Annotated in this window: 21 protein-coding genes and 1 other RNA gene; 4 read left to right on the top strand and 18 right to left on the bottom strand. The window is 48.6% G+C overall.

The features are described from left to right. Positions 1-282 precede the first annotated feature (282 nt). Entirely contained in the window at positions 283-609 is a 327-nt protein-coding gene (locus HJV72_RS02485; protein ID WP_208068366.1) for a sporulation initiation factor Spo0A C-terminal domain-containing protein, read from the top strand. Between the two features lie 149 nt (positions 610-758). Here HJV72_RS02485 and HJV72_RS02480 read toward each other — a convergent pair whose 3' ends face one another. Both HJV72_RS02480 and ssrA read right to left on the bottom strand, forming a co-directional pair. Further along, complete coding sequence (locus HJV72_RS02480; protein ID WP_243765487.1) at positions 759-1,670, bottom strand: AraC family transcriptional regulator; 912 nt, start codon at positions 1,668-1,670, stop codon at positions 759-761. Positions 1,671-1,895: 225 nt separating this feature from the next. Beyond that, positions 1,896-2,246: a transfer-messenger RNA gene (gene ssrA / locus HJV72_RS02475) on the bottom strand. 195 nt (positions 2,247-2,441) lie between these two features. Between ssrA and HJV72_RS02470 the strand changes: the two genes are divergently transcribed. Further along, the gene (locus HJV72_RS02470) at positions 2,442-2,867 is read left to right on the top strand and encodes an Hsp20/alpha crystallin family protein (protein ID WP_066579349.1); all 426 of its coding nucleotides are present in this window, start codon (positions 2,442-2,444) and stop codon (positions 2,865-2,867) included. A 67-nt stretch (positions 2,868-2,934) separates the two neighbouring features. Here HJV72_RS02470 and HJV72_RS02465 read toward each other — a convergent pair whose 3' ends face one another. From HJV72_RS02465 to HJV72_RS02435, 7 genes are all read right to left on the bottom strand, one after another. Next, entirely contained in the window at positions 2,935-3,477 is a 543-nt protein-coding gene (locus tag HJV72_RS02465; protein ID WP_208068364.1) for a zinc-ribbon domain-containing protein, read from the bottom strand. 18 nt (positions 3,478-3,495) lie between these two features. Further along, positions 3,496-3,732, bottom strand: coding sequence for a hypothetical protein (locus HJV72_RS02460; protein ID WP_208068362.1), 237 nt, complete (start codon positions 3,730-3,732; stop codon positions 3,496-3,498). 35 nt (positions 3,733-3,767) lie between these two features. Beyond that, positions 3,768-4,235, bottom strand: a complete 468-nt coding sequence (gene smpB / locus HJV72_RS02455) for an SsrA-binding protein SmpB (RefSeq protein WP_066579354.1) — start codon at positions 4,233-4,235, stop codon at positions 3,768-3,770. Then, a complete protein-coding gene (gene rnr / locus HJV72_RS02450) occupies positions 4,222-6,375 on the bottom strand; it encodes a ribonuclease R (RefSeq protein WP_208068360.1) in 2,154 nt (717 codons plus the stop codon). The genes smpB and rnr overlap by 14 nt, the downstream gene beginning before the upstream one ends. A 92-nt stretch (positions 6,376-6,467) precedes the next feature. Continuing rightward, positions 6,468-6,710 (bottom strand): preprotein translocase subunit SecG, encoded by a 243-nt coding sequence (gene secG, locus HJV72_RS02445; RefSeq protein ID WP_040435760.1) that lies wholly within the window; start codon positions 6,708-6,710, stop codon positions 6,468-6,470. Between the two features lie 114 nt (positions 6,711-6,824). Continuing rightward, entirely contained in the window at positions 6,825-8,132 is a 1,308-nt protein-coding gene (gene eno, locus HJV72_RS02440) for a phosphopyruvate hydratase (RefSeq protein ID WP_208068359.1), read from the bottom strand. 61 nt (positions 8,133-8,193) lie between these two features. Beyond that, complete coding sequence (locus tag HJV72_RS02435; RefSeq protein WP_208068357.1) at positions 8,194-9,309, bottom strand: 4-hydroxybutyrate dehydrogenase; 1,116 nt, start codon at positions 9,307-9,309, stop codon at positions 8,194-8,196. A 160-nt stretch (positions 9,310-9,469) separates the two neighbouring features. On the opposite strand from HJV72_RS02435, the gene HJV72_RS02430 reads away from it, so the two are divergent. Continuing rightward, a complete protein-coding gene (locus HJV72_RS02430; protein ID WP_208068355.1) occupies positions 9,470-10,312 on the top strand; it encodes a YitT family protein in 843 nt (280 codons plus the stop codon). 50 nt (positions 10,313-10,362) lie between these two features. Here the strand turns inward: HJV72_RS02430 and HJV72_RS02425 are convergent, their stop codons facing one another. From HJV72_RS02425 to HJV72_RS02400, 6 genes are all read right to left on the bottom strand, one after another. Continuing rightward, complete coding sequence (locus tag HJV72_RS02425; RefSeq protein ID WP_208068353.1) at positions 10,363-11,133, bottom strand: sulfite exporter TauE/SafE family protein; 771 nt, start codon at positions 11,131-11,133, stop codon at positions 10,363-10,365. After that, positions 11,130-11,570 (bottom strand): MarR family winged helix-turn-helix transcriptional regulator, encoded by a 441-nt coding sequence (locus HJV72_RS02420; protein ID WP_208068351.1) that lies wholly within the window; start codon positions 11,568-11,570, stop codon positions 11,130-11,132. The genes HJV72_RS02425 and HJV72_RS02420 overlap by 4 nt, the downstream gene beginning before the upstream one ends. Before the next feature lie 215 nt (positions 11,571-11,785). Beyond that, positions 11,786-13,132 carry a phosphoglucosamine mutase gene (glmM, locus tag HJV72_RS02415; protein WP_208068349.1) on the bottom strand — a complete coding sequence of 449 codons (1,347 nt, stop codon included), beginning with the start codon at positions 13,130-13,132 and terminating at the stop codon, positions 11,786-11,788. A gap of 156 nt (positions 13,133-13,288) precedes the next feature. After that, positions 13,289-14,686: an NAD(P)/FAD-dependent oxidoreductase gene (locus HJV72_RS02410; RefSeq protein WP_208068392.1), complete on the bottom strand. Its 1,398-nt coding sequence runs from the start codon at positions 14,684-14,686 to the stop codon at positions 13,289-13,291. Between the two features lie 216 nt (positions 14,687-14,902). Beyond that, complete coding sequence (locus HJV72_RS02405; RefSeq protein ID WP_208068348.1) at positions 14,903-16,081, bottom strand: phosphoribosylaminoimidazolecarboxamide formyltransferase; 1,179 nt, start codon at positions 16,079-16,081, stop codon at positions 14,903-14,905. A gap of 14 nt (positions 16,082-16,095) precedes the next feature. Further along, entirely contained in the window at positions 16,096-16,809 is a 714-nt protein-coding gene (locus tag HJV72_RS02400) for an IMP cyclohydrolase (RefSeq protein WP_208068346.1), read from the bottom strand. A 203-nt stretch (positions 16,810-17,012) separates the two neighbouring features. Here HJV72_RS02400 and HJV72_RS02395 point away from each other — a divergent pair, with 203 nt between their 5' ends. After that, on the top strand, positions 17,013-18,116 hold the full coding sequence (locus HJV72_RS02395) for a hypothetical protein (protein WP_208068344.1): 1,104 nt from the start codon (positions 17,013-17,015) through the stop codon (positions 18,114-18,116). A gap of 245 nt (positions 18,117-18,361) precedes the next feature. On the opposite strand, the gene HJV72_RS02390 is transcribed toward HJV72_RS02395, so the two are convergent. The 3 genes from HJV72_RS02390 to HJV72_RS02380 are packed head-to-tail and all read right to left on the bottom strand — an operon-like array spanning position 18,362 to position 21,067. Beyond that, positions 18,362-18,994 (bottom strand): hypothetical protein, encoded by a 633-nt coding sequence (locus HJV72_RS02390; protein WP_208068342.1) that lies wholly within the window; start codon positions 18,992-18,994, stop codon positions 18,362-18,364. Continuing rightward, a complete protein-coding gene (locus HJV72_RS02385; RefSeq protein WP_330618741.1) occupies positions 18,951-20,192 on the bottom strand; it encodes a hypothetical protein in 1,242 nt (413 codons plus the stop codon). Before HJV72_RS02385 ends, HJV72_RS02390 begins: the two co-directional genes overlap by 44 nt. Continuing rightward, positions 20,189-21,067, bottom strand: a complete 879-nt coding sequence (locus HJV72_RS02380) for an ABC transporter ATP-binding protein (protein ID WP_208068341.1) — start codon at positions 21,065-21,067, stop codon at positions 20,189-20,191. Before HJV72_RS02380 ends, HJV72_RS02385 begins: the two co-directional genes overlap by 4 nt. Positions 21,068-21,119 lie beyond the last annotated feature (52 nt).

The following is a 21,119-nucleotide window of genomic DNA, read 5'->3' as shown; positions in this document are numbered from 1 at the left end:
TTTCCTCATTATCTGTTATTGTGCCCTTTGTCCACCGTCTGATTCTTGTATTATACCATACCGCGCAAAGAAAAGTCCCGGAGTTTTAAGCTCCGGGACCTGGAATATCCGGTCAGGTCCGAAAAAAGCGCTTGCCATGCTTATCCGTTGTCTTTATATAGTAACATTTCTGTTATCATCTATTATCGTCGTTTATGACTTGTTATAGTCTGTTTATGTCCGCTATCCTCCTTTTGATCACGTATTGATTACAATATATCCGTAAGGTCACAAGGAGGCATTATGCAAAAGATAAGAATACTATTATTGAAGCTCGGTGTACGGTCCACGCTGAAGGGATTCCATTTCCTCCTCTACGCGTTACAGCTCTGCTTATCAAGTGAAGAATACCTGCTCTCTGTCTACAAGACACTGTATGTAGATATCGCAGAACATTTCGGCACTTCCAGGGACAACGTAGAACACTGTATCCGCACTGCTATTACAAACTGCTGGTACAAAGGCAACCGCGAACTTCTGATAAAAATTGCCGGTTACAAGCTCAAACAGAAGCCGGCAAACGGAGAATTCATCGACATTCTCTACAACTACCTGTCTCAGGCAGGGTAGGCTTCCTACGCCAGGTATACCAGCACATAACAAAAAACGCCGTATAGGTGGCTGCTATTAAAACAGTATCAACAACAAACTGAATAAGGGGAGCTGCCTTAGTGCGGTGTTACCGCCGTGCTTTAAAAAGAGGGCAGATAGTTATTTCATCATTTAATTGGTATTGGCAGCATCCAATGCTCCATATATGCACAACCACCTGTGGCAGGATAATACATTTCTCCCGCAAAATCAGTAGTAGTCAAATTGTGCTTCTCCATCCAGTGCGACATAAATGTCTGCGCTTTATATACAGCAGAATTTGTTAATTCTTCAAAACTTTCCGCTTCAAATCCGCAGACGAGATACTCTGCACTTGGGAGTTCAAAGACTGTAAATCCATCTTCGGCAGAACCATGCCCGGCTTCTGCCCCTGCCATATAGGTGCAATAGCCCTCCTTAGCTTTGCCCATATAAAGCGCACCAAATTCATTTCCATCTGCAAGCAAATGCGGAATTTTAGGTTTTACCTCATGAAATTCATTCCATAGTTTTGCGGCAAATGAAACGCTTGTATCTGTGCCGCCCAGTAACTCTGAAACAGGTATTTCCTTTGCAATTCCAATAAAAGTTCGTGGCCTAGCTAATTGCTTGCGTGTGACTTCAAGTACAATACCCTCTGTAACTATCGGAACATTCTCATCAACCATTACATAATTTAATATCAACTCTGGTTTTACAAATTGATTGAGATGGACGCCCGTTGTACGGTATTCATCGGGTGTAATACCATACGTTTCTTTAAACGCTCTTGTAAAGCTGGCATGACTGGAAAAACCATAGTCCAATGCAGCGTCAAGTATACGACAGTTTTTCTCTTTTAGGTCACTTACTGCTTTGGCCAATCTACGAAGTTTCATATATTCACAGACAGGTTTCTTCACTAAGCGAGAGAAAAGCCTTTGAAAATAAAACGGCGACAAGTTGGCGATATCTGCCAGTTTGTCTATTGGTATTTCCTCTGTTAAGTGATTTTCTATATAGTCAACCGATTTTTGAATTGCTTCCCATGCGTGCATCATTTTGCACCTCCTTATTTCTTTTAATAACATCTTATCAAACAAATTTTTCGTTGGCTTATCGAGTAATGCTCTTTTTATATAAACCATCTTTCATTTTATTGGAAATACCAATATGAATCAAACATATAAAAATGATTTCCACCGCCGGTGCTTTGTCTGTATTTATCAAGCCCATTTCTTTCGGCATACGCCACAAAAAAAAACGCCGTAACAACGGCGTTTTTCAAATGGACCTGGCGGGAGTTGAACCCGCGTCCGAAAGCCCCTCCATCGAAGCATCTCCCATCACAGTCATTATATTGACATTCCCTCTGCCGGCCGCCTAATGACAGGCTTCCGGTTTTAGTAGCTTCATAAGTTCTTCCATTCCCTCAAAGCTTTGAGAACGAAGTGCTCCACCTGTTTGAAGCCGGTTTCTTAAGCGGTGGAAAACCTAAGGCCGACTACAGCCTAATTAGGCTGCGTACGCTAATTCTCTATTGTCTGCGTTTATATTTAATTGGAACTTTTAACGTAGTGTCCCGCTACGGATGGCTTCTCCAACTTCCAGACCCCCGTCGAAACCAGTACAAGCCCTGATAATCGTGTAACTGGCCTACAGACATCTTTTGCATAATTAATTATATGTTGAGATATAATAAATGTCAAGGGCCGCCTAAAATTTAAAATAATTAGCACTCACCTCTTGACAGTGCTAACAATTAGTGTTATATATAATGTATAGCAGATAAAACAAATACAACAATATATATAAACAAGGAGGAATGACTTATGTTACTTGCAAACAGAAGTATTAACAACTTATTTGATGATATGTTTAAGGATCCGTTCTTTTCCCGCCCGTTCGAGAATTCATCTTCTCAGATTATGAAGACGGACATCCATGAAAAAGACGGAAGCTATATGATTGAGATGGAACTTCCCGGATATGCCAAAGAGGATATCAAGGCTGATCTAAAAGACGGATACCTGACAATCACGGCAAACCGGGATGAGACAAAGGAAGAAAAAGACGCGAAAGGAAACTGCCTGCACAAAGAGCGCTATACAGGAAGCTGCAACAGAAGCTTCTATGTAGGGGACAAGGTAACCCAGGATGATATCAAAGCGTCCTTCCGAGACGGCGTACTTCTTCTGCAGATTCCGAAAGAGGTGCAGAAGGTGGAAGAACAGCCTAAGCTGATTACTATTGAGTAATCGGATGGCAGCAGATAGCCGGCAGGGAAGCGGGGGCAGATGCCCCGTCTCCCTGCCGGCTATCATTTTACTTGAGCAGATGAATCTGCCCGATAATAGGCAGCTCTTTTCTTTCTCCTCTGCATGCATGTACGATACCCATGATTGCTATGATAAATAATGCAAGTTCGATGAGGTCGAAGATCCAGCCGAACCACCATCCTCCGAAATTGATAAAGGAATGAAACCCGAACACCCAATTGCCGGACAGCAGATTTACTACGACGGTCACGATGAAGAGTACGAGCCCCTGGTTCGTGTGGAATCTGACATATTCCGAGTTCTTGTTTCCTGCAAGTATCGGTATCAGTACCAATATGCCGAGATACGACAGTACCCCCATGGCTTTATTCGTACGCACATCTTCCATGTCAAAATATGCTCCGCCATCTTGTCTGCTCTCATAGCCCGTACCCGCAGTTCTATTACCCTGCTCATAGTATCCATGTTGATTCATGTCCGGTCCATATGTATAATCCTGACGTCCCTGTGAGGGTATCTCTGCTCCGCACTGGGGACAGTATCTTGTCCCATCGGCAGCTTTTGTACCACATTTAACACAATATCCCATTTCCTATCCTCCGTATCCTTATTCTGTAAGTCCCAGAATCTCTGACAGCACTTCGATGATGATTTCATTCGTGCACGATTTGATATACCCCATCATATGCAGTGATATTTCATCCTGCTTCTGCGCTTCTGTCAGTTTCTCATCGTGTCTTGTCCCTTCTATCAGCTGAATGAGCTGTGGCGTCAGTTCTTCGTAAGTCTCTACCGTAGTCTGTGTGACCAGCTTCCGCAGGTCTTCTTTCTTAACAGGTACCATCTCATATCCTCCATCTTGTCCGCAGATGCCACCTTCTATCCGAGGTTGCGCACCTTGAAATCTCTCTGGGCTTCCCGCTGCTGATCCTTTTTCGCAATGTCCTGGCGTTTGTCATATAGCTTTTTCCCTTTGGCAAGACCAATCTCAACCTTCACAAGGCTTCCTTTAAAATACACCTTCAGAGGGATTACCGCAATACCTTTCTCCTTCGTCTTGCCAAGCATCTTGTTGATTTCTGCCTTATGGAGCAGCAGCTTTCTGACCCTGAGCGGGTCCTTGTTAAATATATTCCCCTTTTCATACGGGCTGATGTGCATGCCATAGATGTATACTTCTCCGTCCTCTATCCTGATGAACGACTCTTTTATGCTGCATTTGCCCATGCGCAGGGATTTCACTTCCGTCCCGTGCAAAGCTATGCCCGTCTCGTAAGTATCCAGGATAAAATAATCATGATACGCCTTCTTATTATTGGCTATCATCTTCCCATTACTCTTCGCCATCTCCCATCTCTCCTTCATCTGCAATCTCAAAATCAATCGTCCGCATCCGCCTGTCTGCACCTGTGACACGGACAGATATGCGCTGGCCAAGCTTGAACACTTTACCCTTGTGGATCCCGGCCATCTCATACCGGCTTTCATAATATTCATAATGGTCGTCCGTCATGTTGGCCACATGGACAAGGCCTTCTATCGTATTGGGCAGCTCGATGTACATGCCCCATTTTGTTATACTGGATATCACACCCTCGTATACCTCACCCAGGTGCTCTTCCATATATTCCACCTTCTTGAGCTTGATCGTCTCACGCTCCGCCTCGTCGGCCCTGCGTTCCATCTCACTTGCGTGCTTTGTCACCTCCGGAAGTATTTTCCTGTAATGCTCCGTCTTTTCTCCATCCATACGTCCCCGCAGGCTGTCTTTTATTATTCTGTGAATCTGCAGATCAGGATACCGCCGTATCGGGGAAGTAAAATGGGTATAATATCCGGCGGCAAGCCCAAAGTGCCCACTGTTGTCCGGCGTGTACCTCGCCTGCTTCATAGAACGCAGCGCAAGCCTGCTGATAAGCGCCTCCTCCGGCGAACCTTCCACCTTGGCAAGCAGCTTCTGTACCTCTTTTGGCCGTACTTCATTCGCTCCGATATGCATGGAATAGCCAAAGTTATTGATAAACGTGGCCAGAGCCCTTATCTTCTCATCATCCGGCGCCTCATGGGTGCGGTATACGAACGGAAGCTCCTGCCAGTAATAATCCTCAGCCACCGTCTCATTAGCAAGGAGCATAAAATCCTCTATGATCTTCGTAGCCACATTCCGTTCATAAGGCTTTATATCCACCGGCTTTCCTTGTTCATCGAGTATCATCTTCGTTTCCGGAAAATCGAAATCAATCGAGCCTCTCTTCTGCCGTCTCTTTCGCAGAAGGGACGACAGCTCCTGCATCCGCTCGAACATCGGTACAAGGTTCCGGTAGCGTACTATTTCTTCCTCGTCTTTATCGGCAAGGATTTTCCTTACGCTCGTATATGACATTCTTTCATCTACATGAATCACCGTCTCTGCAATCTCATGGTCCACGACAAGCCCTTTGCCGTCGATTCGCATAATACAGCTTAAGGCCAGCCTGTCTTCACCCGCATTCAGGGAACAGATGCCATTGGAGAGTGTGTGGGGCAGCATAGGGATAACCCTGTCCACAAGATACACGCTTGTCCCACGCTTCAGGGCCTCCCGGTCGAGGGCGCTGTTTTCCTGCACATAGTTTGTCACATCGGCAATATGCACGCCGAGGATGTAGCTGTCACCTTCTTTTGTGACAGACACCGCATCATCGAGGTCCTTGGCGTCCTCGCCGTCAATTGTCACCATCTGCCAGTCCCGGATATCTTTCCTGCCTGCCATATCCGCTTCACTGACCGGCTTTGCTGTACGTTCCGCCTGGTTCAGCACCTTCTCCGGAAATTCCACCGACAGGTCGTACCCCTTGACGATGGACATGATATCGGTGCCCGGGTCATTGACATGCCCGATAATCTCCACGATCTTCCCTTCCGGCTTACGACCCGGTTCCCCGTAAAATGTCAGCTCTGCAACTACCTTGTGTCCGTCTACGGCGCCTTTGGATTTCTCTTCCGGAATAAAAATATCCTGGATGAAGCGCTGATTGTCGGGTATGACAAAGCCATAGTTTTTGCCTTGCTTCATCTGATACAGCCCTACCAGCCTCGTAACTCCACGGGATACGACCCTGATGATCTTGCCTTCACGTCTCTTCCCGTCCGGTTCCTTTGTTATGGCAACTTCTACCGTATCGCCGTTGAACGCTCCGTTCGTGTCGTCCTCTCCCACAAAGATATCCGTCTCTTCACCTTCCACGGCAACAAAACCAAAGCCCCTCTGGTGGGCCTGATAGACTCCGGTCAGATGCTTCGCCTCACCTTTACGGTATTTGCCCTTCTTCGTCTGGTGGATCTTGCCTTCTTCCTCCAGCGACTTCAGCACCTCTTTTAATTCTTTCCTCTGTTCTTTCGGAACCTGCAGCAGCATGGCAAGCTCCTTGAACTTCATCGGGACATATAATTCATCACATAATAAATCATATACCACCTTTTTCCTCTTTTCAAACGCTTTATCCATCGTGCACGCTCCTTTCGGCAAATGACTGTAACAGGAATAAAAAGACACTCTTTTACAAGAGTGTCCCATCAATTCCATAAAAAATACTTCTCTTAAGCAAATACTTTTAAATTCAACACTGCCGCCAATACAATGAACAGAATCGCAAGAAACTTGGTCGACTTGACGAGCGCCCCTTCCATAGAACGTCCCTTGTTCTGGCCCCAGTACGTATCGGCCATGCCGCCAATCGTTCCAAGCCCGGCAGACTTTCCTTCCTGCAGCAGCACGATAGCTGCCAGTGCGATACAGTCTATTGCAAATATAATCAATAATATCGTCTTTAAAATCTCCACTTCAAACACCTCCTGCGGATAAACCATGTTTATTCTAGCACAACGGGATGAATATGGCAAGTTAAATTTCGATTGTTACTGTATACAAGCGTTTAAAAAATATCGTCCGGCAGATTAATTATCAGATTTAAAGGGATTCTCATATTTGGCCGTATCCCCAAGCCTCTCCTCGATACGGAGGAGCTGGTTATACTTCGCAACACGTTCCGACCTGCACGGCGCACCCGTCTTAATCTGTCCTGCATTGAACGCGACAGCGATGTCCGCAATGATTGCGTCCTCTGTCTCTCCTGACCGATGCGATATGATTGTCCTGTATCCGGCACTCTTCGCCATCTCTATCGCGTCAAACGCTTCTGTCAGCGTCCCAATCTGGTTGACTTTGATCAGAATGGCATTGGCGACTTCTGTTTCGATGCCTTTGCCAAGACGCTTCGTGTTCGTCACAAAGAGGTCGTCCCCTACGAGCTGCATGTTGAGGCCGAGCCTAGTCGTGAGCAGTTCCCAACCTTCCCAGTCTTCCTCATCCAGCGGGTCTTCGATGGACACGATAGGAAATTCTTCTGCAAGGTCTTCATAGTAGTCGATCAGCTCCTCCACAGAGCGGATAACCTTGTAACCGTGCATCCTGCCTTCCCCTTCAAAGACGTATTTCTTGAAATTGCGGTCATAGAGCTCCGTTGCCGCGACATCAAGCGCAATCACGACCTCTTCTCCGGGACTGTAGCCTGCCATACGGATAGCGTCCGTGATAAAGCGTAGCGCTTCCCGCGCATCCGGAAGATCGGGGGCGAAGCCTCCTTCATCTCCTACTGCCGTGCTGTACCCTTCTTTCTTCAAGTTCTTCTTAAGCGTGTGGTATATCTCAGAACATATCCGTAAGCCTTCCCGGAAGCAGCATGCACCGGACGGCATAATCATGAACTCTTGTATATCGATTGTGTTGTCCGCATGCTTTCCGCCGTTCATGATATTCATCATCGGAACCGGCATCTCTTTGGCATTGGCACCGCCAAGGTAAGCATACAGCGGCAGTCCAAGCGCTTCGGCGGCAGCCCTGGCAGCCGCCATCGACACGCCCAGCAGGGCATTCGCACCCAGATTCTTCTTGTTCTCTGTACCGTCAAGATGAATGAGCGCGTCGTCAATCTCTGCCTGCCCAAAGACATTCATCCCGATAATCACCGGAGCGATGATCGTATTGACATGATTCACCGCCCGTTCCGTACCGAGGCCGCCGTAACGGTCGCCTCCGTCTCTTAATTCTACTGCTTCGTACTGTCCGGTCGACGCGCCGGAAGGCACGCTGGCGCGCCCGATATGCCCTTCACCTGCCAGTACCTCTACTTCTATCGTAGGATTCCCGCGGGAATCTAATATTTCTCTTGCGTATACATCTGTAATCGGTAGACAATTATACATATTTCAATCCTCCTTATGGAGCATATTATGTGCCGATTCAAATGTTATGATTCCAGTTTGCCTAATATAGCTGGCTGTAGATTTCTGCCATCTGTTCCCAGGAAAATTTTACATAGCTCTGGTTCAGCAGACGCTGCTGGCTCTCCTCCACATTTTTTGCAAAGCTTTCTATCTCTTCTGTCTTCATCCCATATTCCCGCAGCGGCTTTCTCTTTATAATCTTATCCAGCAGATTTTTAAGTGCGGTGTATACTTCTTCCTGCCCGCAGTCCAGCAAGTCTGACAGGAATGCATTCAGTTCCTTCAGCCTGCCCTCTGGCCTGAATCTCTGATATGCGCTGAAAACAGCCGTGAGGAACTGGTAGTTTGCTTCGCCGTGCGTCACATGGTACACGCCGCTTAAAGGATAGGACATCGCATGCACTGCACCCGTGCCTGCATTGCCAAAAGCGATTCCGGCCAGGTTGCTTGCCGTCAGGAATTCCTCCATAAGCCTTTCCCGTGCATCCGGTCCGTCCGCCGCCACTTGCCGGAAACCGGCGATAATCATTTCCATCGCCTTCTTGCTGAACATCTCGGTATACAAGTTTGCCTTTGGTGACACGAAGGACTCTATGGCATGGATGAATGCATCTATCGCGCTTGTGGCCCAGAAAGAATACGGAAGCTCGCTCAGAAGCTGAGGGATAAGCACCGCGTCATCCGGAAACAGTTCATCCGCAGCCAGCCCAAGCTTGCTGTGCAGATCCGTCATCTCGGTGATAGTTACATTCGATACTTCTGACCCCGCACCGCACGTCGTTGGTACTGCGATAAGCGGATATTTCTTATTGAGGGCCGCCTTTTTCTGGAAGATATCCTTTATCGAAGCTTCCCCGTCCAGGACGAGCAGCTTCGCCATATCTATGACAGCTCCTCCGCCGATTGCCGTAATCCTCGTACATCCGGAAGAACGGAAGTCGGCAGCCAGGGCAGCCATCATACTATCTGTCGGTTCGCCCTTTCCGTAGCTGTCCTTATACCTCACGTACGCTTCCAGTCCAAGCGGTTTGAAATACTTGTCGTAGATGGTCCTGCTTGCAAGTATAAAATCACTATTTCCAATGCCGTATTCTCTTACAAAGGCTTCTGCGGAATCAAGCTTTTCGATTCTGGATTTCTGCTGGAACATTTTCATTGTCAAAGACCTCTTTTCTAACGTAATTTATATCACATTTAGCCGCATATCCCTGCCGGCCGCACATAATGTAAATATATCATTATTCCGTTGACTTTTCCATATGCCGGCGTTACAATCTTCATGAATTCAAAACAAATATGCATTGGGGAATGTACAGATGAAATCAAAAGCAAAAAGCTTTGCCCTGCTTACGGGCAGCACTCTCATCATGGCCGTAGGCATCTACTTTTTTAAGTTTGCCAACAACTTTACTTTCGGAGGTATTACCGGACTGGCTGTGCTCGTCGCCAAATCAGGCATAATTTCCGCCAGCGACTTTACCTTTATCGCCAATATGATACTACTCGTCATCGGATTTGTCATTCTTGGGAAGAAATTTGCGGCAAAGACGGCATACTGCAGCATACTGCTCTCTGTCTGCCTCTCCTTGCTGGAGCGTATCTATCCTTTGACCCATCCGCTGACAGACCAGCCTGTACTGGAACTGGCATTCGCAATCGCGCTGCCTTCCCTTGGTTCTGCAGTTCTGTTTAATATCGGCTCCTCCAGCGGAGGTACTGATATCATTGCCATGATCATGAAAAAATACACAAGCGCGGATATAGGCAAGGCGCTTCTGGCAACCGATTTTGTGATTACGCTAGCAGGCTGCTTCGTGTTCGATATAGAGACAGGACTCTATTCCTTCCTCGGGCTTGCCGTGCGTTCCTTTATGATAGACGGTTTTATGGAAAGCCTGAACCTGTCCAAATACTTTAACGTCGTATGCAATAATCCAGAGCCAATCTGCGACTTTATCAATGACACTCTAAAGAGGAGCGCCACTATCGTGCTTGCTCAAGGTGCGTTTTCGGGCGAGGACAAGTATATCATCTTCACTGCCCTGAACAGGATGGAGGCTGTCAAGCTGAGGAACTTCATCAAAGAACATGACCCGGAGGCATTCATGCTCATTTCGAATACGAGCGAGATCATCGGCAAGGGGTTCCATTCCATATAGCCTCCATTGCAAAAGACATGGGCTGCATTATCCAGGCTATATAGCGTCAGTTATAAAAATTTGACGCCGACCATGGCCAGGCCGAGTACAGTGAGCACGGCTCCGGTCGCCCGGTTCAGCGTCTTGGCCGGTGCCTTGTTGGCAAAGCGCGCCGCCAGCTGTGCCCCGGCAAAGGTGAACAGGACGCATAGCACAAGCGCGGGGATATCGGGCAGGTTTCCACTGATAGAAAAATGAGAAGCAGCGCCTGTGAATGCGGTAAAAGCCATGACAAATACACTTGTTCCCACAGCGGTCTTCAGCTCATATCCTAGAATGCCGGTGAGCATAAGAAGCATCATCATACCGCCTCCGGCGCCGATAAAGCCGCATATGAAACCTATCACCATGCCACACAGGACGGACTGGATGATTCTCGTCCTTCTGCTTTTTTCTTCCTGCTTATTTGTGGTCGTCATTACGGGCCTGACAATAAATTTTATCCCGAGCAGCAATGTCATGAATACGGAAAAGCTGCCCATAGTCGTATTCGGAAGCAGGGAGGCGATATAGCTTCCCACCATCGTAAATGCAAGAACAGCACACAGCATTACGATACCATTTCTTATATCCAGATTCTTATGTTTCCCGTATGTATATGCCGACACTGCCGATGCCAGCACATCCGATGCCAGCGCGATTCCCACGGCCTCATACGCGCCAAAGCCGAGAAAGGTGATGAGCATCGGCGATATCACCGCAGCGGCTGACAGTCCCGCCAGCCCTGTGCCGATTCCTGCCCCCATCCCCGCTGCCAGGCAGACTACGATCTTCGCTATCATAATGCATCCCCCAATTCTTCTTTTATATTACTGCACATCTGTCTGAGAACCTTTTCAAATACCTTCAGATCCGATTCTTCAATCCCTCTGCGCACTGCATCGGTTACGGCTTTCTGTGCTGCTTTTCCTTCCCCTATTACGCCGGATGCCCCAGGCAGAAGCCTCAGACGAATCACCCTCCGGTCTTTGCCGTCCTCTTCGGCAGCGAGACATTCCTTCTGTATGAGCAGCTCGACAGCCTTTGATACGTATGACTTGGCAATATGGCGGATCTCCACGATATCCCGGGCGGTATCATATCCGGGATTGTTATAGAGAAAGAGAAGCACATCTGCTTCTGCTTTGGTCATCCCGTATCTCTGAGCCACTTCCGTAATCTTCCGGCTGTAGAAGATATCAAACCGGTGCGTTACAGCCAATAGTTCCCCTGTGTCCATAATTTTTCCTTCTCCTTTCGGCTTATTCCGGTGCTGTTTATAGTTCTTTTTAGAACCGTTCTCTAATGAACTATTTTAATCTTCTTTTTTATTTCTGTCAAGCATCTGTTCAGCTGCCTTACCGCAAAAGGCAGACAGCCCGGGCGGCGGTGCCGGCCATGATGCCGGCTCTCTGCCATCCCGGGCTGTCTGCCCTGTGTCCGTATTCCTTTGTATTAACCTGTTACGAGCCCTTGCTGCTCCATCACATCGATGACCGCATTGACATGTTTTTCGCACAGCTCATCCGTTGAAGCTTCCACCATAACGCGAATGACCGGCTCTGTGCCGCTTTCTCTGACAAGGATACGCCCATCATCGCCAAGCGCCTCTGCAACTGCCTCGACCGCTTTGACGACCTCAGGATTCTCTCTTGCGGTCTTCTTATCTGACACGCGCACGTTCTTAAGTAGCTGCGGATATATCTTCACTTCCTCTGCCAGCTTGGACAGGCTCATCTTCTTTTCCAGTATGACTTCCATGACCATGAGGGAGGTCAGGATGCCGTCTCCCGTTGTCGCGTGCTTGCTGAAGATGATATGCCCGGACTGCTCTCCTCCGAGGGAGAAGTTGTTCTGTACCATATTTTCATACACATACTTGTCGCCGACTGCTGTCTTCTCGTATCTGAGCCCTGCCTTGTCACATGCTTTGTAGAGTCCCAGGTTAGACATGATGGTCGTAACAATCGTATCGCCGTTGAGCCGACCATTTTCCTTGAGATACTTCCCGCATATGTAGAGGATAAGGTCTCCATCCACTACGCTGCCGTTCTCGTCAACAGCGATACACCGGTCTGCATCACCGTCATAGGCGAACGCCACATCCAGCTTCTTTTCTTTCACATACTCCTGCAGCACTTCGATATGGGTAGATCCGCAGTTCGTGTTGATATTGGTCCCGTCCGGTTCGTTATTGATGACGTAAGTCTTCGCCCCAAGCGCGTCATACACGCTTTTTGCTATGGCAAATGCACTTCCGTTAGAACAGTCAAGCCCGACGCGCATGTCTTCGAAGGAACGGGTGGCCAGAGAGATGAGATATCCGATATAGCGGTTCCTTCCTGCAGCGTAATCTACCGTACGGCCAATCTTCTCCTGCTTGGCAAGTGGAATCTCTCCCGTCTCGCCGTCAATATATTTCTCTATCTTTTCTTCTACTTCTGCCTCCAGCTTATGGCCTTTTCCGTTGATGACCTTGATACCGTTGTCATAGAACGGATTATGGCTTGCGGATATCATGATCCCGCAGTCAAAATTATCTGTCCTCGTCACATAAGATACACTTGGAGTCGTTGTTACATGCAGAAGATATGCGTCAGCCCCTGACGCTGTCAGGCCTGCTACAAGAGCATATTCAAACATGTAGCTGCTTCTTCTTGTATCTTTTCCGATGACAACCTTTGCCTTATGGTCCTGTCCGTAATACCATCCGAGAAATCTGCCCACCTTAAAAGCATGCTCCACCGTCAATACTTCATTGGCTTCTCCGCGGAATCCGTCTGTTCCAAAATATTTACCCATAATAAAAGTCTCCTTCATGTCATTTGACATATTTACCGTTTTTTTTGCACAATCAGCAATTGCGCCTTTACTATTATATAAGTTTTTTTCTCAATATACAACCCATTCAGACAAAAAAGCAGGAGGTGCCTCGCGCAGCACCTCCCTTTGAAAATCTTATCCTTCCGTATCCAATATGCTTCTTGCCACGTGCAGCCCGTTCGCCGACGCCTGCTGCAGCCCTCTCGTAATCGAGGCCCCGTCGCCCATGGCGCGCAGCCCGCGTATGCTCGTCTCGAATGCATCATTTACGACGACTTTGTTGGAGTAGAACTTAACTTCTACTCCATATAAAAGCGTCTCGTCCGAAGCGATGCCCGGCGTAACCTTGTCAAGCGCCTGTATCATCTCATCTATGGCTACCATAATCCTGTGCGGGAATACGAGAGACAGATCTCCCGGTACCGCGTCTTTGAGTGTCGGCACGATGTTGTTCCGGTTCAGCCTCTCTTCCGTCGTCCTTCTTCCCCTTCGGAAGTCTCCGTACCTCTGCAGCAGTATCTTCCCGTCACACAGCATATTCCCGAGCTGTGCGATATGCTTGCCATATTCGATTGGGGATTTGAACGGCTCTGTAAAGTTCTTCGACACGAGCAGTGCAAAGTTCGTATTGTTTGTCTTCCTGTCCTTAGACTTGTATGCATGGCCGTTGACGACTGCCAGGCCCTCATCGTAATATTCTGTCGCCACTTCCCCGGACGGATTGGTGCAGAATACACGTACCTTATCATCAAACGTCGGCGTATAATAGACGAGCTTGGCTTCGTACAGCTTCTCGTTCAGCTCTTTCATAATCTCGTCGCGCACCTCTACCCTGACACCTACATCGACGGTGCCGTTCCTCGTCTCGATTCCATGCTCTCTGCAGATATGGGAGAACCATTCGGAGCCCTCCCTGCCGATTCCTGCTACAATCTCCGGCGCATAGAATTCTTCTCCGTCCTCTGTCACGACCCCTCTGGCGGCGCCGTCCCTGACGATAATGTTCTTTACCATCGTCTTGAACCGTATCTCCACGCCCTGCTTTATCAAGTGGTCCTGGAGCCGTGTGTATATCTTATATCCTTCTTCCGTCCCAAGATGACGGATCGGGCATTCGATGAGCTTCAGATTCGCTCGTATCGCTTTTGCCCTGATATTTTCAATGGCCTCATGGTCCTCGATGCCATACACCTTCTCGTCCGCCCCGAACTTCAGATATATGCCGTCCGCCTCGTGTATCAGCTCCTCCGCCTTCTCATACCCGAGTATATCCGGTAGCGTCCCACCTACATCCGGCGAGAGGGACAGCTTTCCGTCGGAAAAGGCTCCCGCACCTGCAAATCCTGTCGTTATAGAACATGGCTGGCACCCGACACACACTTTCGTCTTCCGCTTCGGACATTGCCTCTGTTCGATAGATCTGCCTTTTTCAACAACGAGCACCTTCATGCCAGGCCTCTTTTCCATAAGCTCATATGCGCAGAATATCCCGGATGGACCTGCCCCTATTATAATCACATCATACTCGTTCATGCTGTCACACCACTTTCTATCCAAATATTGTCTTCTCCTGTATGCATGGGCTTTCCGCCCTGATAATCATAACATTTTCAATGTAAAATATCAATTACCTGCCGTCTGCTTTTGCCCTGACAAAATCTAATGCCGCCTCCATGCTGCGGCAAAAAAATATCCGGCCGCTGCAGCTTTGTACTGCAACGGCCGGACTACCTGCCTCCGTCACCTGCTCTAGTGGTGGAACAGCCTGATCCCTGTAAAGGCCATGACCATATCATATTTGTTGCATGTATCGATAACATTGTCATCTCTTACGGAGCCTCCCGGCTGAGCAATGTATGTTACGCCGCTTCTGTGAGCTCTCTCGATGTTGTCTCCGAACGGAAAGAACGCATCGGAGCCGAGGGACACGCCCGTCATCTTGTCCAGCCATGCCCGTTTTGCTTCGGCCGTGAACACGTCCGGCTTTACTTTAAAGATGTTCGGCCATGCATCATCAGAGAGGACATCCATGTAGTCTTCGCCGATGTATAGATCGATAGCATTATCTCTGTCTGCACGCCTGATTGTATCAACGAATGGCAGATCCAGCACCTGAGGCGACTGCCGCAGCCACCAGTTGTCCGCCTTCGTGCCGGCAAGCCTCGTGCAGTGTATCCTGGACTGCTGCCCTGCGCCGATGCCAATCGCCTGGCCGTCTTTTACATAACATACGGAATTAGACTGGGTATACTTCAGCGTAATCATAGAGATTGCCAGATCCATCTTAGCCTGATCCGTAAGCTCTTTGTTATCTGTCACGATATTGGAAAAGAAACCATCCTCGATCTTCAGTTCATTTCTCCCCTGTTCAAACGTGATACCGAATACTTCCTTGTGTTCCAGCTGTGCCGGTACATAATCCGGATCAATCTGTATGACATTATAACTGCCGTTTTTCTTCTGCTTCAATATGTCCAGCGCCTCGGCATCATATCCAGGCGCGATGACGCCGTCAGATACTTCCCTCTTGATGAGCCGAGCAGTGTCCGCGTCACAGACATCGGACAGAGATATAAAGTCACCGAAGGATGACATACGGTCGGCACCCCTCGCCCTTGCGTACGCGCAGGCAAGCGGAGACAGTTCACCCAGATTATCTACCCAGTATATCTTAGCAAGCGTATCGCTCAGAGGAAGCCCTACCGCAGCTCCTGCCGGGGATACGTGCTTGAACGATGTGGCTGCGGGAAGGCCCGTCGCCTTCTTAAGCTCGCTGACGAGCTGCCATCCATTGAACGCGTCCATAAAATTAATGTATCCAGGTCTTCCGTTCAATACCTGTATCGGCAGTTCGCTGCCGTCCGCCACATAGATTCTGGATGGTTTCTGGTTCGGGTTACATCCGTATTTCAACTCTAACTCTTTCATTCGTCTCCTGCTCCTTACTGATTCTTATTTCTGATATTCGTTTCATACGTGCCTGCCGCTATGTCAATATAACGGACAAACAACGATACTTTGTTGTCCTCATTCAAGCTGTCCCATAACATATCTGTAAATGCATTCATATCGTCGGGGATGGCGATGAGCTTCGGCTCACCTTCAAAACTTGGCAACGGATTACCGTCATGCATATACGTATGGATAAAATGGCCTTCTCCGGGAGCTGCATTCTCATATGCAAAGGTGAACCTGTTGCATGATTCAGGGCTTCCATTGTTGCTTTTCAATATGGACATCGCATAGCTATAGCCGCCATTTTCCACATGCATGATACCTGAGATACGAGGTGTATAGTTCGGACCGTCCGGCTCAAACTCACGGCTTCTCAGTGACTGCTCAAATGTCATCTGCCTGTCCATCCCCTCATAAATCGTATCTGTCTGATCGCCATTCGTCACTATCGTTTTATTGCCAAGCACCCGGACCGGCGCGTAGATGATCAGGCTTGGATCCGTCAGCTTTGAATCATCAAATGCCTGTGTACGTATCCCCTCGCCGTCCTCTACAAAGACACGGTTCCTGCTGTTAACGCTTCTGCCCATGATAAAATAAGCGGCCACTGCCTTCGTACCGTCTGCGCTTCTCCCAATAATGATGCCGCGTCCCGGATAAGAATTTTCCTGCAGTTCCTTTTCAATTGATAGCATCTCCATGAATACATCTCCTTTTTCATTGGTTTTATCGTGTTTCTTCATTATACCTATTAAATACCGTCAGTTCAACAAGTATATAAAAATATCAATGTATTTCCAATATATTTTCAGCTTTTCACTCTGCTTCTTCTGATGCCTGAGGTATTGAAGACAGCACACGGCAATGTTACAATAGAACTATTATAATGAGGAGGGCTGTTAATATGAAGAAAAAACTACTTTCGGTGCTGCTGGTCATAAGCATGGCGGCATCTGTACTGCTTGCAGGCTGTGGAGGACAATCTGCCGACGAATACCTGGGCGAGCAGATAACCGCCATGAAAAAAGACAAAACGGACCGGTTTTCAACCCTTTTGGATGACCAGCTGGCAGAACTATTGGACGTAAATATGTATGCGCTCACTTTTCCAGATGAGCTGAAAGAACCTTATCTAAAGTTTCTCCAGACAGCATTTAATACGGTAGAATTTGAAGTGGCATCTGCGGATAAGAAAGATAATGGCAATTACAAAGTCCAGGTAACTTTCACGCCGATAGATATCGCCAAGACAACCAAAGAGACGAATGACGCTTATACCGAAGCCATGCAGGGGACCAATCTCGCAGAGGAGTGTAGCGCTCTGCTTGAAAAAGCATCCGACGCTGTCAAAAAGAATCCAGAATATGACGTGAAGACAACAACTGAATTGGAAGTCAAAAAGAAAGGAGACTCCTACTCTGCCTCCGATAATGAGTATGAAAAACTAATCTCCGCTTCCCTGATAAACTGCATGGCTCCTTATGACGCCGTATGCAATATCCTGAATGCCCGCGATCTGCTGCAAGCCTATCTCGATGCATCTTTCAAGGGCGAGTTTACGCAGTATATGAAACATACCGGGAAGACAGAAGAAGAGGCACAGGCCTGGTATGAGGCCGACGGGGCTTTCGATCCGCCGTCAGACCTTTCAGCCCAGTATCAGGAACGCTGTTCCGCCGCTTACAAAAACATATTGAAGCAATGCAACTATTCTGTCGGAATCCCGCATAAGATTGACAATCTGTTCAATTATACGGTAGACGTAACCGTCACGCCGAATAACAGCATCAAACAGGCATATGAAGAATTCTCTGCCCGTTCGTTTTACAGTATAGAGGAAGCAAGTGCCGCATACGTGGAGATATTTGAAAAATACGCCGCATCGCCTGCCTACGGCGAAGAGACTACTATGACAGTAGAACTCAGCCTCTCCTCCATACTGGCCTCACAGGAAACAGGGAGCGATCTCTATAAGCTGGGCGAGGCAATCTGCCCGGTACCGCAGTAATTGGGGGGGGCGTAAAGTGGACGCCGTCAGGGAGGAATGGAGCAGATGCTCCGATGCGTCCGGGCGCTGCGACTATCACACAAATCCCTAAGCCTGAGGAATGTGCGCCGATAGCGGCTTTCATTCCGCAGGCCAAAGGCTCTGGTGAGGATTCTCCGCCCCTCCCGCTTACACCTTCGCCTCTGCTCCATTCCTCCCAGACGGCTATCTACTTTACTGGCAAGTGCGAAAGCGGCTGTGTAAGGTTACTGGCCAGCGGATTGCCGTCTGCTGCGCAGGGCAACTCCGGCCGCTATCATGACTGCTCCGGCTATGAGCAGATATATCTTTTCTTCGTAGCTTCCTTTTGCCATAGAGAAGGGATAGAGCATCTTCAGATATCTGTCTCCGCTGCCCATAGCCACGATGTAGTAAAATATGGGTACCATATACCCGATGATAAGGTTGTCAAACAGACCGTAGCACAAGATACCGAGACCACCAAGGAAGAGCATCTCCGCCATGGTTCCGCCGTAATATTTAAGCAGGTCCATCTGGCAGTTGTTGTTATCAAGCATCCACACGTAAATCGCGAGGAATACTCCCATAGCCAGGACAGCCTCCAGGATGCGCACGAGGTATATCGATGATGCCTTCACGTATTTGGAGTACACCAGATCCCGCAGGTCCTTATTCTGCTCCGGGAGAAATACCGGAGTCAGAAGTATGATGCCTGTCAGCGCCACATACATCTCCAGCACCTTGGCCGTATCCGGCGCCTCAAGGTTAGAGACGCCGAGCACGAGCGGGGACAGGCAGAGGATGGCAGCGGTCACAAGCAGATGCGGCAGTATGTTATGCTTTAGATTTACTTTTCCGATTTGCAGATATCTTTCCATGTATATCCATCTTCCCCCTTCTTTTCTTTGCATAGATCCATATGGTGACAGCGACAAGTGTTATGGATATCACCGCATACAGAGTACGGTTTGCCGCAAACTGCCCGAAGTTGTCATGAAAGCCGCTGTAGTTGCCCACCGTATTATGCCTCGGGACCAGGTTCCATCCATACATTCCGCCGCCCATGCCTGACATGCTGCTGAAGATGGATATGAACCACCAGATTCCCTGCACGAGCACCCCGAGCGCCGTATCTGTCAGTACGGTCAGGACGAGCCCGACTGCCGACGCTGTCATGATGGAAGGAAGCAGCCACCCAAAGCTATATTTGGCAAACGCAAGATAGTCGATGGATATCCCCGCCTCTGAAGCATATCGGATGCCTTCAGCCAGCGGGAAGCATGACAGTACAAGCACTGGAACCATAATCATAACCACCATCGCCAGATAGCGGCTTACGATAATGGCTGCCGAAGAAGCTTTCCTCACGGCTATCAGTTCCTGCATCTTGGCCCGTCGGTCCCTCAAGCCTCGTGTCACCGCCAGGAAGACCGGAAGTATGGACAGCATGATGCCCATATAATCACAGAAGAGCCGGGCATAGCCACCTGTCAGCCGGTCCTTTTCAACCAGCGTATCATATTCCTCCATGGCGTCCTCATACGTCATCGCGACCATGGCATTGGATTTCAGCATATCTTTGGCGTAGCTGGAGCCTCCGCCCAGTATGTCATCCACTTCCTGCATCAGCTTCTGAAAATGCTCATAAGACAGCCCCTTGGCGGGTTGGACAGGCATGCCGGTCATGATGACGCCGCCTGTATTATAGTGCTCTGCCATCAAGTCCTCGATTACCTTCATATCCTTGATTCCTGTTGTCTCTTCTAATATTTCCCCGATTCTTCTGTTGTCTTCCTCATTGGGCTTTACAGACTTGTGGAATCCGATTGGATACGTACTGTATGTTTCTCTGTAATACTCTTCTGCCAGCCTGCCTAGCGTATTTTCCATAATTATCTGTTCGTCATCGCTGTATTTGACCCCATAATCCTCCTGCCCCTTTACAGGCTTGCCCGTAATCTGGATATCTCCAAGCTGGGAGAAAAAGAATAATGACAGAATGATGACCGTAAGCCAGTAGATCAGGCTTCTTACCGTCTGGCGGCACTCTTTGGCAAATAATGTCCAGAACATCATTCCTCCCCCCTCTCGCCGCGCATCAGATACATATATGCATCTTCCACTCCTGCCTCGACACGGTGGGCGGATGTAAACGGAGTCCTGTCCGCCAGAAAACGGACCATAACGTTATTGCCACGTGTCAGCATGCTTGTAACGATATACTTTTTCTTAAGTTCAGACAGTTCTTTTCTGCTGATTTCGGCAGAATATACCTTCCCTTCCGCCATGGCCGTCAGTTCAGCCACAGACCCATGGTATAGAATCTCTCCTTCATTCAGCACCGCGATCTGCTCGCACGTGGCCTCGATATCACCTACGATATGTGTTGACAGAATGACGATCCTCTCCTCCGCAATCTCACAGAGCAGATTTCGGAAGCGTACCCTTTCTTCCGGATCCAGCCCTGCTGTCGGCTCATCTACGATCAGGACTTGCGGATTGTGGAGAATCGCCTGGGCGATTCCAAGACGCCGCTTCATTCCGCCCGACAGTGCCTTCACCTTTTTCTTCCGGTCGTCCAGCAGGTTCACCTTGTCAAGCAGCCCTGGTATCCTGTTTTTGCGTTCCCCCTTGCTCAATCCTGAGAGGACCCCGAGGTAATCCATCGCTTCATATACTGTCATATTCGGATACATGGAGAATTCCTGGGGGAGATACCCTGTCATGCTGCGGATTCTGGCCGCGCTCTCTACCGGCACCCCGCAGATGCTTATCTTTCCCTCCGACTTTGGAAGCAGCGTTGCCAGCACCTTCATGAGCGTAGTCTTCCCGGCGCCGTTTCTGCCAAGGAGCCCGAACATCCCCCTTCCAATCGTCAGATTGACGTCTTTTAACGCCTGCTTCTGACCGTAAAACTGGTTCAGATGGCGTATCTTAATCTCTGTATTCATATAGCGCACCCTTTCTCTGTCTTTGATGCTCTTATCATAAACAGGAAATCTC

Source organism: Extibacter sp. GGCC_0201, assembly GCF_017566055.1.
GTDB lineage: Bacteria > Bacillota > Clostridia > Lachnospirales > Lachnospiraceae > Extibacter.
Note: the sequence above shows the minus strand (reverse complement) of the source record. Positions and strands in the feature narration are given on the sequence as shown.

Excerpts from the sequence above, each read along its gene's own strand:
- HJV72_RS02390 (WP_208068342.1), bottom strand. The coding sequence starts at position 18,994 with ATGGAAAGATATCTGCAAATCGGAAAAGTAAATCTAAAGCATAACATA.
- HJV72_RS02410 (WP_208068392.1), bottom strand. The coding sequence starts at position 14,686 with ATGAACGAGTATGATGTGATTATAATAGGGGCAGGTCCATCCGGGATA.
- HJV72_RS02430 (WP_208068355.1), top strand. The coding sequence starts at position 9,470 with ATGAAATCAAAAGCAAAAAGCTTTGCCCTGCTTACGGGCAGCACTCTC.
- rnr (WP_208068360.1), bottom strand. The coding sequence starts at position 6,375 with ATGGATAAAGCGTTTGAAAAGAGGAAAAAGGTGGTATATGATTTATTA.
- HJV72_RS02400 (WP_208068346.1), bottom strand. The coding sequence starts at position 16,809 with ATGGAGATGCTATCAATTGAAAAGGAACTGCAGGAAAATTCTTATCCG.
- HJV72_RS02420 (WP_208068351.1), bottom strand. The coding sequence starts at position 11,570 with ATGGACACAGGGGAACTATTGGCTGTAACGCACCGGTTTGATATCTTC.
- HJV72_RS02405 (WP_208068348.1), bottom strand. The coding sequence starts at position 16,081 with ATGAAAGAGTTAGAGTTGAAATACGGATGTAACCCGAACCAGAAACCA.
- HJV72_RS02435 (WP_208068357.1), bottom strand. The coding sequence starts at position 9,309 with ATGAAAATGTTCCAGCAGAAATCCAGAATCGAAAAGCTTGATTCCGCA.
- HJV72_RS02460 (WP_208068362.1), bottom strand. The coding sequence starts at position 3,732 with ATGGTACCTGTTAAGAAAGAAGACCTGCGGAAGCTGGTCACACAGACT.
- HJV72_RS02385 (WP_330618741.1), bottom strand. The coding sequence starts at position 20,192 with ATGATGTTCTGGACATTATTTGCCAAAGAGTGCCGCCAGACGGTAAGA.
- eno (WP_208068359.1), bottom strand. The coding sequence starts at position 8,132 with ATGTATAATTGTCTACCGATTACAGATGTATACGCAAGAGAAATATTA.
- smpB (WP_066579354.1), bottom strand. The coding sequence starts at position 4,235 with ATGGCGAAGAGTAATGGGAAGATGATAGCCAATAATAAGAAGGCGTAT.
- HJV72_RS02380 (WP_208068341.1), bottom strand. The coding sequence starts at position 21,067 with ATGAATACAGAGATTAAGATACGCCATCTGAACCAGTTTTACGGTCAG.
- HJV72_RS02470 (WP_066579349.1), top strand. The coding sequence starts at position 2,442 with ATGTTACTTGCAAACAGAAGTATTAACAACTTATTTGATGATATGTTT.
- HJV72_RS02395 (WP_208068344.1), top strand. The coding sequence starts at position 17,013 with ATGAAGAAAAAACTACTTTCGGTGCTGCTGGTCATAAGCATGGCGGCA.
- HJV72_RS02425 (WP_208068353.1), bottom strand. The coding sequence starts at position 11,133 with ATGATAGCGAAGATCGTAGTCTGCCTGGCAGCGGGGATGGGGGCAGGA.
- HJV72_RS02485 (WP_208068366.1), top strand. The coding sequence starts at position 283 with ATGCAAAAGATAAGAATACTATTATTGAAGCTCGGTGTACGGTCCACG.
- HJV72_RS02480 (WP_243765487.1), bottom strand. The coding sequence starts at position 1,670 with ATGATGCACGCATGGGAAGCAATTCAAAAATCGGTTGACTATATAGAA.
- HJV72_RS02465 (WP_208068364.1), bottom strand. The coding sequence starts at position 3,477 with ATGGGATATTGTGTTAAATGTGGTACAAAAGCTGCCGATGGGACAAGA.
- glmM (WP_208068349.1), bottom strand. The coding sequence starts at position 13,132 with ATGGGTAAATATTTTGGAACAGACGGATTCCGCGGAGAAGCCAATGAA.